This is a genomic window from Candidatus Paracaedibacter symbiosus (assembly GCF_000757605.1).
In the GTDB taxonomy this organism is placed as follows: Bacteria; Pseudomonadota; Alphaproteobacteria; order Paracaedibacterales; family Paracaedibacteraceae; genus Paracaedibacter_A; species Paracaedibacter_A symbiosus.
Window position 1 is genome coordinate 903,188 of sequence record NZ_JQAK01000001.1, and the last position, 14,914, is coordinate 918,101.

Below are 14,914 nucleotides of genomic sequence, written 5' to 3' on the forward strand. Positions count from 1 at the left end.
AAATGATTAATTTCGTGGTCTTTTTTCAGCTTGACCTCCTCAGGCGGAGCCAACTCGCTTTGTCGGCCAGGCGGAAAAATCACCTCAAATTTGAGTGCTATAATTTTCGGAATATCATTTGGATTCACTATAATAGACCTATTTTAAAACCAACAAGGTTAGGCAATGACGAGTCAATACTTGAATGGTGATCAGGATATAAAAGTGAGGGAGATATAATAAAAAAAGGAGCCATAAAATGGCTCCCCGAGACGGACTCGAACCGCCGACCCAGTGGTTAACAGCCACTTGCTCTACCGACTGAGCTATCGGGGAACACACTATTTTAATAGCATAACTGCCAACACAAGACAAAGACTTTTTTAATATTTTTTTCACTTTTCCAGACAAAAAAATTCCCCCTTTCTCGAAAAAGAAAGAGGGCTAAGAAAAAGTCACATTAATTCAATTAGTTTACTAAAACACCCGCATCTTTCAAATGTTGCTGTAATTCACCTGTCTGATACATTTCGCGCACGATATCACTACCACCAATAAATTCCCCTTTAATATAAAGTTGGGGAATAGTTGGCCAATTGCTGTAATCTTTAATTCCCTGGCGTGCTTCAGGATCTGCTAGCACGTTGACATCCTTAAAAGGAACATTTAAGGCATTTAAAATTTGAACAACCACTGCAGAAAAACCACACTGGGGCATCGTTGATGTGCCCTTCATAAATAAAATTACAGGGGTGTTTTTAATATCAGCATCAATAGTTTGCAAAATATTTTCTTTGCTCATTTAACTTAATCCTTTATTTCATATAACTCGCGACCATCCAGATCACGGGGTAATACGGCGCTCACCGAGGGGGTTACTCTGGAACCGTCGTATAGACGGCCAAGGCATGTAACTCACCACCCATTCTGGTTCCGAGCGCCTGATATACCATCTGGTGTTGTTGAACTCGAGTTTTACCACGAAAAGCGTCCGATGTCACGTAGGCTGCAAAATGGTCATTATCACCTGCCAAATCCTTAATCTCCACATGAGCACCTGGAATAGCGTCTTCAATCAATGTTTTTATTTCGCTTGCTGGCATTGCCATTTTCTAATCTCTCTTTCATCATTAATAACCAAGAAACCTTTGAAGGAGTTTCTTCTACCTCTGATGCAGTAGGGATAACACCAAATCGTTTAGCAATTTCCAAATAATTTGCAATATTCAGCGTGAATCCTGTTTCATCTTCTTCAAAAATTGTCAAAACTTTTCCAGTTTCAACATCCTGGACGAGGAGATTTTCTGGGGATAACTCATCCGCCACTAAAATAAGACTCTCTTCTAGCATATTGGCGCGATAATCGCGACCAAACTCTAAGCTAAAACTCAAGAGCTTCAGCCCTACTCCCTGGAATTGCCCCAACAGATTATCATTGATTCTCCCCACAATAAAGTAAAGATAATCAATTTCGTGCTGACGAACCCAATTGAGAGCATCAAGGTGCATGGCGGTAACAATTTTATCTTTTTGATGACGTAATTTCATGTGAAGCTCAATCACCGGCCGTTCCATAATACTAAATTCCTCAATTCCCAAACGCGCGGCAAAATCGCCCACGGCTTGATTATGCGTCACCACACGAAAAGGGAGCATTTCAACAGCCTTTACCGCTTGCTCAGACATATTGAGGCGTTTGATAAAGTGAGTTGCTACATGCACTTCTTCAAAGCGCGACATCATGGTTTCAGAAAATTTATTCGCCATCGCCCCTTTCCCAGGAAAAGGGTGAATTTTATAATCTTTTGATTCAATATAGTCTTTAAAGTTCAGCACATAGGTTCCAGGGTCAGCACCTTGAAATAGCTTCTTAGTAACCCCTTCAAAAATCTGAGGCCGCCGTGATTTTTTCTTGTGATCCAACCAGGGAGAAAGGAAGCGAATAGCCATAGATAAACTCGCCTTTCATGGAAGTTATGTTTTATCCTTAGTTAGTCATCTTATATCATGAATTCAAACAAAAACCACACTAAACACTTGTGAGAGAAGCTAAATTGACCTAAAAAAGGGATATATCACCATAATAATTAATAAAAGATCCATGCAAGCAGCACTCAATTTAGGTTTTCAAGAAAATTCCGAAGAAAAATCTATCGAGACGATTGAACTCCCTCAACCACAAAAATCACCTATTCCCGGAAATCTATCGCCTGTGATGGCACAATATTGTCAGTTGAAAGAAGAGTATTCCGACTCCCTTCTATTCTTCCGCCTTGGTGATTTTTACGAGTTATTTTTTGATGATGCTGTGATTGCTGCAAGAGATATGGATATCGTCCTGACCAAACGGGGCAAAACTGAAGGTGATGATATCCCCATGTGTGGTGTTCCCGCCCACACCTATGAAACTTATTTGGCTCGCCTCATTCAAAAAGGCCATAAAGTGGCTATTTGTGAGCAAGTTGAAGATCCAGAAACAGCGAAAAAACGGGGTGCCAAAGGGCCGCTCAAGCGGGAAGTCGTGCGCGTTGTCACTCCTGGCACATTGACAGAAGAAACACTTTTGAACTCCCGGCAAAACAACTTTCTTTTAGCCATTTCTCCTCTTACTAAAAGTGACATTGGGGTGGCGGTGATCGACCTTTCAACCGGCACTTTTTTTATTGAATCAACTGATCTTAAACATCTCCCTGGCGTGCTGTCACGCTTGAATCCGGTTGAAATTGTCATCCCGGATAAGCTGTTGCAGGAACCTTCTTTGTTTGAGCATTTAAACCAATGGAAGAAGAAACTCTCACCTCTACCCCAGGCGCGTTTTGACATTGAAAACTGTAAACGACGCCTAGAAGAAGTGTATGTTGTCAAAACCCTTGATGCTTTTGGTTATTTTTCTGATGCGGAAGTGAGAGCAGCAGGAGCGCTTATTGATTATATTCAAATTACGCAAAAATCGGCCCTTAAACTGATTGATCGACCGCGCCAATTGAAAAATAGTCAATTAATGGTTATCGATCCAGCGACACGGAAAAGCCTTGAGCTTCATACCACGCAATCTGGGCAAAAAGTTGGCAGCTTGCTTGATACAATTGACTATACCTTAACAGCTGCAGGCAGCCGGACATTGAGCTTTTATCTCTCTGCGCCTCTCACCAATGCTGAGCAAATTAATCACCGTTTGACCTGTGTTGATTTCTTGATTCAACATCAAAATATCCGCAATTATCTACGCGAAGTTTTAAAGTTATGTCCAGATGTGGAACGCGCTTTATCGCGCCTTAATCTGGGTCGGGGCAATCCCCGAGATCTCGGTGCGATTCGGGATGGGTTGGCCCAAGCACAGCAGCTAAAACAATCCCTTTCGCAAGTAGAAGTGCCCCTCCTCCTTGAAAAAACTTTGGAAAAACTTGGCTCCTTTGGAGATACTATTGATAAACTGGCGCGTGCCCTTGGCGAGTCGCTCCCCTTTCAAGCTCGTGATGGCAACTTTATTGCATCTGATTATAACAGTGAACTTGATTCCTTCCGTTATTTTCGTGATCACAGCAAAGAACACCTTGCTAAACTTCAAGAAGAGTATATTGCGCGCACAGGTGTCAACACTCTCAAAATCAAACACAATAACGTCATTGGTTATCACATCGATGTGGGAGTGAGTCATGCTCAAAAGATTCCCGATGATTTTATTCATCGACAAACGATGGCATCAAGCTTGCGCTACACCACGCCAGAATTAGCAGAAGTAGAGAAGAAAATAGTCTCAGCCGCCCAGCAAATCTTGGATCTTGAGCTCAAAATTTTTGAGGATTTAGTGCAAGATATCAAACTGCAGGTGAGCGGCATTCTGGGATGTTGCCGTGCCTTGGCGGTGATTGATGTATTAAGCGCATTGGCAGAACTTGCCATCGATCAAAATTATTGTCGTCCGATTGTTGATGAAAGCCTGACTTTTGACGTGCAGCAAGGATTCCATCCCGTAGTTGCCTCTGTGCTAAAAAAGAATCATCCATCTCTTTTGTCCGCAATGACTGTCGCTTTATTGATGACAAAAAAATCTTCCTTCTCACCGGACCTAATATGGCAGGGAAGAGCACTTATTTGCGCCAAAATGCCCTGATTGCGATCTTAGCACAAATGGGGTCTTTTGTTCCCGCCACAGCCGCTCACATTGGGGTGGTAGATCGGATTTTCAGTCGCGTTGGTGCGGCCGATGATTTGGCAGCAGGGCGATCAACTTTTATGGTGGAAATGGTTGAAACAGCAGCCATCATGCATCAATCAACCAATCGTTCGTTTGTGATTTTAGATGAGATTGGCAGAGGCACTGCCACTTATGATGGTCTTTCCATTGCCTGGGCCGTGATGGAAGCATTGGCAAAGGAAAATGGTTGCCGCACGCTTTTTGCCACCCATTATCACGAATTGACTCAACTCGAAAAAACGCTACCAACAGTTGCGTGTAAAACCATGCGGATTCGCGAATGGAATGGGAAAGTTATTTTCTTGCATGAAGTGATCTCTGGCGCTGCAGATCGGTCTTATGGCATTCATGTCGCTGCTCTTGCTGGATTACCACAAGCCGTGATTGATCGCGCCTCCCAGATTCTTACAACCTTAGAGGCAGAGAAAAAAGAAGGAATTATTGTTCCTGACACTTTTATGACAACACCCAAAGGCCCCTCTGCCGTTGAACGGCAGCTGCTAACCCTTGATGTGGATGCCTTAAGCCCGCGTGAAGCCCTTGATATCTTATATCAAATAAAGAACTTGGCATTGAACGAGGGGTAATTAGGTTCTGTGCACCTCATGTGACCTAAGTAAATTTATTATCTTTTTTAACGAAAATGTGTTAACTAGTTATTGAGAAATTTCCGATACAATTATTTAAGAATGTATGGTGTGTAGGCTTCCTGCTAATGTCATCTGCGTACTTATAGACCCACATAATTTAAAGAGCTGGGATTACGACAAATAGATATCGGCAACTTTGAGGCAAAAACGACGCTCATCATTGGCTTTCTGTTGTTTGAGTGTGTTATAAGTGCCCACAAGAATTGGCTCTCACTTTTGAAAGAATTCGTCATTACGATTTCCCGTGAGAAAGCATCTTATAGCAAGAATGACACCGATGTCATATTAAAATTTGGGACCTAAATGGTAAATCGTCTGTCCTTTCTGAATAAGAACCTTTGGATCATTTTGCTACTTGGATTTTCAAGTGGCCTGCCCTTCTTATTGACTCTCTCTACCCTTAGTTTCTGGCTGACCGAATCAGGTATTGACAAAACCACTATTGGCTTATTCATGCTGATTAGTTTGCCTTATAGCTTAAAATTCTTCTGGGCGCCTATGCTGGATCGCGTGAAAATCCCCCTCATCTCACAGTACTTTGGGCAACGCCGTTCCTGGGCGCTTTTAGCTCAACTCGGACTTATTCTATCGATTGTGGCACTTGGCTTTTGTAATCCCTCCAACTCTATCTTGTTAACAGCTGCCTGTGCTTTTTTGGTTGCTCTTTTCTCAGCCACGCAAGATATCGTTTACGATGCCTATCGTATTGAAATTATTTCGGATTCCAATAGAGGAATGGCCGCCGCATTGGAAAGTGTTGGCTTCCGTTTTGGGATGATTGCCTCAGGCGCTGGCGCCCTTTATTTGGCTGCGCTTTTTGATTGGCAAACAGCTTATCACCTCATGGCTGCTGCAATGTTGATTGGCATGATCACAGTCCTGGTCATGCCAGAACCAAAATTGGAAAAAGTAGTGCAGTTAAAGGAGTCTCCTCTGCCACGTTCTTTTTCGCAGCGCATCCAAGCATTTGTCTTGCAGCCTTGGCGCCAATTTTCCCACAAAGAAACATTTGGAAGTCTTGTTCTCTTTATTTTCTGTTTTAAGTTTGCTGACGCTGTTTTAAACTCCATGAGCGCGCCGTTCTTGTGCGATCTGGGATTCAGTAAGGTTGAATTTGCCAATATTTCCAAAATCTTTGGTATTACCTTAATGGTTGTTGGTGGGTTATTAGGGGGTCTTTTGATTAGGCGTTTTGGCGCTTTGAATGCTGTCATTTTGTCAACGTTGCTCCAAGGTATGTCGTGTTTGATGTTCGCAATTCAGGCTCTTGTTGGCTATGACTATAACGTCCTGATAATCACCGTTGGTGCTGAAAGTCTTTGCTCCGGTCTTATTTCCACCGTGTTCATTGCGTATATTTCTGTTTTTTGTTGCAAACCACACACAGCCACCCACTTTACTCTCCTTTATTCTATTGGATCGTTTGCTCGAGTAGCAGCATCAGCTATCGCTGGTTGGCTTGCTGATCACTGCAGCTGGAGCTTATTATTTCTTGTTTGCGCACTTCTTGTTGTTCCTACCATCGGTTTTGTCCTTAACATTGAAAAGAAACGTGATACCGAGCCCCTTGAAAATCCTATCGCTCGCGTTGCATAATCTAGAGTAATCAATTTTGAATATGTGTGGTGTCCTATGTCATCCTTTTTTATTGAAGCTGAAGCGCCGTCTATCCCTATTTCCTGTCTTAATAAAAACTCCTATCTGCCATGGCTTGAGAAACAGGACAGCTTCACCCACGGATGGCTAAAATCCACAGGGTTTACGGCAGAACCAGGTTCAATCGCTCTTATCCCCACTTCAAGTGGTAGTCTTGCTCAAGTTTTGTGGGGTGAGGATGAGACCTTCTGGCAGTATGCGGCTCTGGCACAAAAACTACCCATGGGAACATTTCGCCTGGAAGCAGACCTTGATACTCTTCAGGCAAATCAAGCCTGCCTCGCCTGGGGACTCTCCTTTTACAGCTTTAAAAAATATTGCCAAGCTGGCGTAGTGCCTGCAAAACAACTTGCCTGGCCAAAAACAGCTGAACAAACTTGGGTGGAGGCACATCTTGAAGCCATTACTAATGTTCGGGATTGGATTAATATGCCCGCAGCTGATTTCACGCCCGATACCTTGGCGAACTTGGCACAAAACCTTGCCCAGAAATATCAGGCAACAATTCGGGTTGTCAAAGGATCCCAGTTAAAGCAAGACTACCCTGCCGTTTATACCGTTGGCAAAGCAGCCGCAGCTGAACCCTGCTATATCCATCTTCAACATCGGCACTCGCAGGCCGTTAAAAAACTAAGCCTTGTGGGGAAAGGTGTTTGTTTTGATTCAGGGGGGTTAGACCTAAAACCAGCCAGCAACATGCTCTTGATGAAAAAAGATATGGGCGGCGCTGCCCATGCTCTTAGTCTGTCTCAATTAATTTTAGCGATGAACCTCCCCGTTGACCTGGATCTTTACATTCCCGCCGTAGAAAATAGTGTTAGCGGCAATGCCATGCGCCCGCTGGATATCATCAAAACCAGAAAAGGGTTGACAGTTGAGATCGGTAATACGGACGCGGAAGGGCGATTAATCCTGGCGGATGCCCTTGAGGAAGCCTCCCAAAATAAGCCAGATCTCATCATTGATTTTGCCACTTTAACTGGCGCTGCACGTGTGGCTCTGGGCACCGACCTTCCGGCTCTGTTTTGTAACCGGCAAATACTAGCCAATCACTTTGTCTTAGCAGCAACTAAAGTAAATGATCCTGTTTGGCCACTTCCCCTTCATAAACCCTATGCTAAACAACTTAAAACACCATTTGCAGATTTGAGTAGCACCGGTAAAAGCAGCTACGGTGGCGCCATTATCGCGGCTCTGTTTCTTGACCATTTCATTGCCCATGACACGCCATGGATTCACCTCGATTTGATGGCTTACAACTTAAGCAGTACGCCTGGAAGACCTGAAGGAGGTGACGCGATGGCACTGCGGGCTGCTTATGAGTTTATCTGCTCTTGGTTGCACGACAGACGATAGTGAGACCCGAAATAATTGAAGAGATGGGGATTAAAGCCCCTTCTCCAATTATTTCGAGGTAGATAGTCATTTTAGCTGACAAATTGACATTCTTTGAAAAAACTTACAAAGCATAATTAATTTCATATTTAGAATCTGGTAAGATGACTTGCCAGGCGTGTTGTTGACCAAAATCAATCACAACCGGAGCTCGTAGATTAACTGTTACTTTTTTGTTTGCAGAATCAGAGCGGTCTATGGTTGTCACGTAAAATAGCTCACATGCCTCTACTTGAATCCCGTAACGCTCTGCCATCGTAGAGAGATCCTTTAAATCCACCTCCACACGGTCTTTAAGCGCATTGCTTTCTAGTAAAATAAAAGCAATTTTTTCATATTCATGGGATTGCAACAACCAAAAAACTCCCGGCTGATCACCGTTATTAATCGGATTAAAACAATAATGCTTTAATTCGTGAAACCCAATAATACCCTGAGGCATGAGGAGCCTTACCCCCTCACCTAGCTTATCGTGTATAACGACTTCTGATTGCTGCAGCATAAAGGGTCTCCGTTATATTTTTTCAACCAAATTGAGGATGTAATCATTTTTAGTCACAATTGCCTGGGCAATTTCAAGTGAGGTCCTGGCATCTATATAATCTTGCAATGCTTCGGCAGGGTTTTTATAACCAGCCGCCTTAATGGATTCCTCAAGATTTTGTGCGTCTAGGAGCAGGCCTTCTTGTGAGTTGGCTAAATTTTTCATTTGAATTTGTATATCTGTATTAGCACTGATAATATCTTGTGATGCTTTATTACATAAGTCGTTAGCAGTCCCCAACCGGGCTTGAATGTTTGGGTCACCGCCGGCATACACACACAAATTAATGGCATAAATTAACTCAGTTATACCCAAATTACTGGCGTTAATATTGGTCTGAATGGCTGTTGTCTGATCAGCATTAAACACGATAGAGTCTTGATTTCCCTGATAATACTTGGTGTAATAAGTGGGTAAGAAACCGCCTGTGGTAACCCCTGAATCATCAATGGAAGAAACAGATGCGGCTAAGGTTGCGGTCCCTGAAAAAAGATATTCTTGCCCAAAAGATGAATTCAAGATGTTGTATACTTGGGTTTGCATGCCCTTGGCAACGTTAATCAGTTGAGCTGTAGGCGTCCCAGCCGCACTCGTTGTCATAGAAATTTGTTGCTGTAAATCTGTGGCAATTTTTCTCAATCCATCGATCCCTGCTGCCATAAACTTCAAGCGATTCATATTATAGTTATCACCATCAGAATATTTTCCATTGGCTTCCAACGCTACCTCTTGACTTACAAACAGTTCGACGTCTGAAACATCACTGTAATCGACTGTACGACCACCAGATGTAATCTCTTGGGTGGCTAATTCATACTCTTTTTCTAGTTTCAAAGCTGTTAATCGATTGTTCACTTGAAATGTCAGATACGCTGGATTTGGCGCCGGTAATAACATGCTCGACATTGTTGTCATCCCTCTTAAATAATGTTAATAATTGATTTTATCATTTCTAATGTTATACTTAGTGCTTTGGTCGCCACCTGCTGGGATGTTGAGATGTTATAGATTTTGATAAGTTCATCAGATACATCTACGCTTGTTTTTTCAGAGGCCAATGCTGCCATCTGGTTATAAATCGACTCTTGCATTTTTAAATTTTGTGATGATTGATTAATGTCGGTTTGCAGCAGTGACATTAACTGCGTTGCATAACTTGCCGCATCTGTATTAATTGCCGAAATAGCACCTGCCCCTGAAAAAGCGAGTTTTCCTGTAGTTAACTTCGTTACGATTTGATTGGCAATATCAGTTGCCCGATTCGGTAATGCCCCGTCTACTGATACAGAAATTGGAACATTACTATCTAAACTGCCAACAGAGAAAAAGCTAGGATTGGTAGCAATATCTGATCTTACCTGCAATTGATTCGCAATTCCTGGTTTGGCCGTTGGGCTTACCGCGGTACTGACAAGATCATTGCCAGTGACAAAAAAGTTGTTTAACCCTAAGAAATGGGAGAAACCAAACGATATTGCTGCATTATAAGGAGTGCCGCAACTTAAAGTTGGCAATGTTGGCCCTGCTGCCCCAATCACAATGGTATTCCCTGGTGTTGAAGCTTGAATTTGGATGGCACCGCTGGCCAACTGATTTATGGCAAAACCACCCCCTACTGCTGGAGTTGTGGTTGTGCTAATCATGTAGTTGGCTGTATTAATATTCAGTATGTCGTTCACTGTTGCTACTGTTGACAAATCCACATCTTTATAATCGATGATCGTCCCAAGGTTATTAATAACACCAATACGAACTGTGCCTGCCCCAGAAATAGCTGGCGCTGAAGTAAGAGCAACTGCAACTCCCCCTGGGCCAGGAACTGATGCAGTTCCGGTGAGTGTTTGTGATCCTCGTAAAGAAGCTCCTTGATTATGCAACTTATTGACGGTATCGCGAATGACGCGCGTCATTTCATCAAATTCCTGTTGCGCATTGGGCAAAACCGTATCACGCATATTGACTAATCCGGCTACTTGACCGGAGATAATTTCATTCTTAATATCTGTGCCAAGGTAAAGGATTTTCGATAAGGCATCACCAGGCTTTACAGATGTTGCGGCGGTATAATCCAACTGATAATTATAAATTCCTTGAACCAGAATTTGGCCACTTCCTGCCAAACCAATATTAACTTTATTGTCATCAGTTTTATAAACATCAATCCCAATAAGCCCCGCCAGCTGTTGAATATATTCGTCACGCTCATTTTCAAAACTTGTAATATCAATATAACCGCTGTTAGCAGGTGATCCAGTTAGGGAAGCTGATAACTTAAAAATTGTCTGATTACTTTCACTAATTTGCTGAAGAAGTGTATTAATCTGTGTAATAGCATCTCCTAGCATCTGATCCGCATTACCCCGCAACTCATTCACTGTATTTGCAACATCTGATATTTGATTGGCAAAGGCAACTGCATCCGCGATGGCTTGTGTTTTTTTCGTGATATCTGGATTTGCGGTAATTTCACCGACTGATGAAGTAAACCGTCCAAAGTTATGCACAAAAGAAGTCTGTGAACCTTTACTACCAAAAATCAAGTTAACTTTTTGGTAAAGTTGATCCGTGGCTTGCTGCATTCCATAAAGCGAATTTTGTGCGCGTGTCTGAGTTTGCAAAATCGGGTCAATAGTATTATAGATTTGCGAAAGCGTCACCCCACTCAAATTACCATTGATACCCAAGCTAACAATATCCGATTCTTTTCGAGCATACCCTTCAACCTCAGCAGAAGCAATGTTGGTGCTACAGATATTACTTAAACCCCTTTCAGTTTTAAGCAAGGAAACGAGAGTTGAAACCGCAGTCATTTTGAATTACTCCTTATAGTTTTGTATCGAGAGAGATCATCGAAATTGTTGTCTGATTACGCCTAAAATTCCCCGCTTTGGTGTAGTAGCAATTTGGTGTTCCTTTTTTCTTGAAAGAACGAACTATCACATCCAAAATTTTTTCATTTGATTTCAAGGCAATGGTAAGCATCTGCTCATTTTCTTTTAGTCTCTCACTCAATGCATGGACAACCGTTTGCAGTTCTTCCCGCTGTGGTTCGACAATTTCTTCTCCTGGAAAGGCAAGAAGTAATTTTTCAGCAAGCAACTCGTATTGTCCGGCAACCATTTGCTTTTGTTGGACTAAGTCAGAAACATCCCCAAGATCCTGCTGTTCCAGCATTTCATTTTCATGAGCCAACACTTCTAAAAATTTGTTGGCAACTTTGATAAATGAATCAACAAGGATAGACATGATTATTTACCTTTCTCATGGTGATTGCCTTGATTTTTAAACAGTGTTGGATAAATTGACTCGGCAATCCCCAAATTGAATTGAGCTGACTCGGCAATATTTGCCGCAAAAAAGGAACGAAACATCACTTCGACCCGTCCACCACCAAACATGCCTTCTTTATTGCTCGCAAACATTTGCTGCATAAACTGACTAACATACATATTTTCAACTTGTACCGCCGCATCCCATGCTTTTTTAGGATCCATGCTTGCATTGGGCTTAGGCATAGATAATTGTGAATTTGCATAACCAATTCCAGCTGTCATCATATCCATTAGATCACCTCTATTTCAGCTTGAAGCGCGCCAGCTGCTTTAATACTGCGCAAAATTGTAATCATATCTTGTGGTGTAACCCCTAATGCATTCAATCCATTCACTAATTTTTGCAAAGTAACTCCTGACTCCATCACCACGAATTTTCCTTGTTCTTCATGGACATCGATATCAGAACGATCAACTTTAGTGGCGGATTGAACTTGCGTAAACGGATTCGGTTGGGAGACTTGTGGGGTTTCTGTAACACGAATGGTGATACTGCCATGGGTTACCGCCACTGTTGAAACACGGACATGTTCGCCCATAACAATAACGCCATCTTGATCATCAATTACAACTTTAGCGATTTGATCGGGCACAACTGTCAGCTGTTCAAGTTTAGTTAAAAAGCCAACCAAATCGGCTTTAAACGTTGGGGGAATAGATAAGGAAACGGTTGTTGGATCCACGGCTCTGGCAATGCCTGTAAAATGCTTATTAATGGCATCTCCAATTCTTTTAGCTGTCGTAAAGTCAGGGTTACGCAAGGTTAGATTCATCGTGTTTAAATTGGCCAGCTCAAAGCCAACTTCTTTTTCAACAATAGCGCCGGAAGAGATTTTCCCTGAGGTTGGAACACCTTTGGTGATCTTGCTGCCGCTTTGACCAGCAGCTGTAAACCCACCAACGGCAACAGGGCCTTGTGCGACGGCATAAACATCCCCATCAGCTCCTAATAAGGGGGTCACCAACAATGTCCCACCCCGCAAATCGGTTGCACTTCCAATCGCGGAAACGGTTATATCTACTGTACTTCCTTGTCTTGAAAAGGGTGGAAGTGTTGCGGTGACCATGACAGCAGCAATGTTGGTACTTCCAATGGCTGCAGCATCACGAATGTTGACGCCTAAACGTTCCAACATACCCGTCAAACTTTCTTTCGTGTAGGGATTGTTGTTAACTGTATCTCCCGTCCCATTCAACCCAACAACAAGCCCATACCCCACCAATTGATTTTGGCGAATTCCTTCAAAACTAACGATGTCTTTGATCCGAACAGGATACATTTTGGCCTGGGCGGCTCCAATGGCAGTCGCTAATATATAAATAAGTGAAATAGCTAAGGAAAAAATCCGCTTCATCAAATATAAACCTTTGGGTTAGTTGCGTTTCCTAATGAAGCAAAGATCATGCCAACTGAGAAGATAGAGTGAAAGAAGAGAGAGAAAATTGAAGAGATTGTCATCGGTACGAGTCATGATGACACCAAAAAAGTGACATTTAGACCCTACTTACAGCAGCCATGCCCATAAGCGCATGTGTGTGAGCCAGCAGGTGTTGCCCCCTCCACCTTGACGGCCATCAGCCTCACTCCATGCTGGGTCATTTGCATGTTCCCAAAAATGAACTGATAGGGCATGTAATCCAAAAACTTCGCCGTATTTCTTCTTAAGAAGTTTACCCGTATATTTAATATTAAAATTACTCTTAACAGAGGGATACCTTGCTATAAATCCTTCGTTAGGAATCAATTCATCATGGCCTCCAGTTTTGTCAATCACATGAAAGTGTAGGATAAATTCTGCAAAAAGAAAAAAATTAAATTCAAGATTTAAGGAAAATTTAATCTTTTCAGCACATCCTAAATATAAGAATGGCCCCGTTATGGCCAGCAAAGTTTATGGAGGAACCGAAATGGTTGAAAGTTTACAACATAAGTTAGATCGCGTTAGACCTCCCCGCGTCCAAATTACCTACGACGTAGAAATCGGTAACGCGATTGTCATGAAAGCACTTCCTTTTGTAATGGGAGTTATCGCTGATCTTTCCGGGGTTCCAGCTGATCCATTACCAAAGTTAAAAGAGCGCAAATTCGTTGAAATTGACCGTGATAACTTCGATGATATCATGGGAAAAGTGAAAACACGCTTGCCACTTCGGGTCGAAAATAAATTGACAAATGATAATAGTCATATGAGTGCAGAACTATTTTTTCATACTATTGATGATTTCAATCCTCTGAATGTTGTGAAACAAATTGGGCCGCTTAAAAAACTTTATGAGGCAAGAACACATTTGAAAGATTTGCTGACCAAGCTTGATGGGAACGATGTCTTGGATGAATTACTCCAAGAAATTATCCAAAGTACCGATCAACGTGATGCTCTCAAAGCCGAGCTTGGAATCGCTGATGAAGCAGCAGCAGCACCAGCAGCGGGGTCAACTGCTTCTGAAGAAACACCAGCAAGCTAACCTGAAGGGGAGAGACACATCATGGCTGACACAACAAACCAAGAAAAACTTACCCTCGACGTCTTAATGACGAAAGGGAAGCTTGCCCGCGACGATGCCCAAAAACCTTTTGCTAAAGATCTTGTCACCGAATTTGTGAAACAAGTTCTTGAAGAAGGAAAAGTAACCAGCAGCGATACTGTTGCTTTTATTACGCAACGCATCCAACAATTGGACGACTTAATTGCCGCCCAACTAAATGCTTTCATGCACCATCCTGATTTTCAAAAATTAGAAGGGTCATGGAGAGGCTTACATTATCTTGTCTTTAACACCGAAACAAGCACTCATCTAAAGCTACGTTTGTTGAATGCGACAAAGCAAGAAGTACTTGATGATTTGGAAAAAGCTGTTGAATTCGACCAAAGCCAACTCTTCAAAAAAGTCTATGAAGAAGAATACGGCACCTTTGGTGGCCATCCTTATTCTTGTCTGATGGGTGACTTTGAATTCACGCGTCATCCTCAAGATATGGAATTATTGTCAAAACTCTCCCAAGTGGCAGCGGCGGCGCATGCGCCCTTTATCACAGCGGCCCATCCACGCTTGTTTGACTTGGATAGTTTTGAGGATCTGGGTAAACCACGCGACCTTGCTAAGATCTTTGAGAGCCTTGAGCTGATCAAATGGAACTCTTTCCGCGATAGCGAAGATT

At 42.5% G+C, this 14,914-nt stretch carries 14 protein-coding genes, 1 tRNA gene and 1 pseudogene; 5 read left to right on the top strand and 11 right to left on the bottom strand.

What is annotated here, in order from left to right:
• Positions 1-239: 239 nt before the first annotated feature.
• The 4 genes from IG80_RS0104140 to IG80_RS0104155 form a co-directional block, all read right to left on the bottom strand.
• Positions 240-315, bottom strand: a tRNA-Asn gene (locus IG80_RS0104140).
• A 133-nt stretch (positions 316-448) separates the two neighbouring features.
• On the bottom strand, positions 449-781 hold the full coding sequence (gene grxD, locus IG80_RS0104145; protein ID WP_032112685.1) for a Grx4 family monothiol glutaredoxin: 333 nt from the start codon (positions 779-781) through the stop codon (positions 449-451).
• 73 nt (positions 782-854) lie between these two features.
• Complete coding sequence (locus IG80_RS0104150) at positions 855-1,088, bottom strand: BolA family protein (protein WP_032112686.1); 234 nt, start codon at positions 1,086-1,088, stop codon at positions 855-857.
• Entirely contained in the window at positions 1,051-1,929 is an 879-nt protein-coding gene (locus IG80_RS0104155; RefSeq protein ID WP_052046007.1) for a phosphoribosylaminoimidazolesuccinocarboxamide synthase, read from the bottom strand. The genes IG80_RS0104150 and IG80_RS0104155 overlap by 38 nt, the downstream gene beginning before the upstream one ends.
• A 151-nt stretch (positions 1,930-2,080) precedes the next feature.
• Here IG80_RS0104155 and mutS point away from each other — a divergent pair.
• The 3 genes and pseudogenes from mutS to IG80_RS0104170 all read left to right on the top strand — a co-directional run bounded on the left by mutS (position 2,081) and on the right by IG80_RS0104170 (position 7,839).
• Positions 2,081-4,764, top strand: a pseudogene (gene mutS / locus IG80_RS12405) (DNA mismatch repair protein MutS).
• Between the two features lie 366 nt (positions 4,765-5,130).
• Positions 5,131-6,423 (top strand): AmpG family muropeptide MFS transporter, encoded by a 1,293-nt coding sequence (locus IG80_RS0104165; protein ID WP_032112687.1) that lies wholly within the window; start codon positions 5,131-5,133, stop codon positions 6,421-6,423.
• A 36-nt stretch (positions 6,424-6,459) separates the two neighbouring features.
• The gene (locus IG80_RS0104170; protein WP_052046009.1) at positions 6,460-7,839 is read left to right on the top strand and encodes a leucyl aminopeptidase family protein; all 1,380 of its coding nucleotides are present in this window, start codon (positions 6,460-6,462) and stop codon (positions 7,837-7,839) included.
• A gap of 103 nt (positions 7,840-7,942) precedes the next feature.
• Here IG80_RS0104170 and fliW read toward each other — a convergent pair whose 3' ends face one another.
• The 7 genes from fliW to IG80_RS0104205 all read right to left on the bottom strand — a co-directional run bounded on the left by fliW (position 7,943) and on the right by IG80_RS0104205 (position 13,529).
• Positions 7,943-8,380 (bottom strand): flagellar assembly protein FliW, encoded by a 438-nt coding sequence (fliW, locus tag IG80_RS0104175; protein ID WP_032112688.1) that lies wholly within the window; start codon positions 8,378-8,380, stop codon positions 7,943-7,945.
• 12 nt (positions 8,381-8,392) lie between these two features.
• On the bottom strand, positions 8,393-9,328 hold the full coding sequence (locus IG80_RS0104180) for a hypothetical protein (protein ID WP_156962026.1): 936 nt from the start codon (positions 9,326-9,328) through the stop codon (positions 8,393-8,395).
• A 14-nt stretch (positions 9,329-9,342) separates the two neighbouring features.
• A complete protein-coding gene (locus tag IG80_RS0104185) occupies positions 9,343-11,232 on the bottom strand; it encodes a FlgK family flagellar hook-associated protein (RefSeq protein ID WP_032112690.1) in 1,890 nt (629 codons plus the stop codon).
• Positions 11,233-11,245: 13 nt separating this feature from the next.
• Entirely contained in the window at positions 11,246-11,668 is a 423-nt protein-coding gene (locus IG80_RS0104190) for a flagellar export chaperone FlgN (protein ID WP_032112691.1), read from the bottom strand.
• A gap of 2 nt (positions 11,669-11,670) precedes the next feature.
• Complete coding sequence (locus IG80_RS0104195; RefSeq protein WP_198027176.1) at positions 11,671-11,979, bottom strand: rod-binding protein; 309 nt, start codon at positions 11,977-11,979, stop codon at positions 11,671-11,673.
• A gap of 5 nt (positions 11,980-11,984) precedes the next feature.
• Positions 11,985-13,109 (bottom strand): flagellar basal body P-ring protein FlgI, encoded by a 1,125-nt coding sequence (locus tag IG80_RS0104200; protein ID WP_032112693.1) that lies wholly within the window; start codon positions 13,107-13,109, stop codon positions 11,985-11,987.
• Positions 13,110-13,259: 150 nt separating this feature from the next.
• Positions 13,260-13,529 (bottom strand): hypothetical protein, encoded by a 270-nt coding sequence (locus IG80_RS0104205; RefSeq protein ID WP_232224320.1) that lies wholly within the window; start codon positions 13,527-13,529, stop codon positions 13,260-13,262.
• A gap of 133 nt (positions 13,530-13,662) precedes the next feature.
• Between IG80_RS0104205 and tssB the strand changes: the two genes are divergently transcribed.
• Complete coding sequence (gene tssB, locus IG80_RS0104210; RefSeq protein WP_032113353.1) at positions 13,663-14,220, top strand: type VI secretion system contractile sheath small subunit; 558 nt, start codon at positions 13,663-13,665, stop codon at positions 14,218-14,220.
• 21 nt (positions 14,221-14,241) lie between these two features.
• On the top strand, positions 14,242-14,914 hold a 673-nt coding region (gene tssC, locus IG80_RS0104215), incomplete at its 3' end, for a type VI secretion system contractile sheath large subunit (protein WP_032112695.1).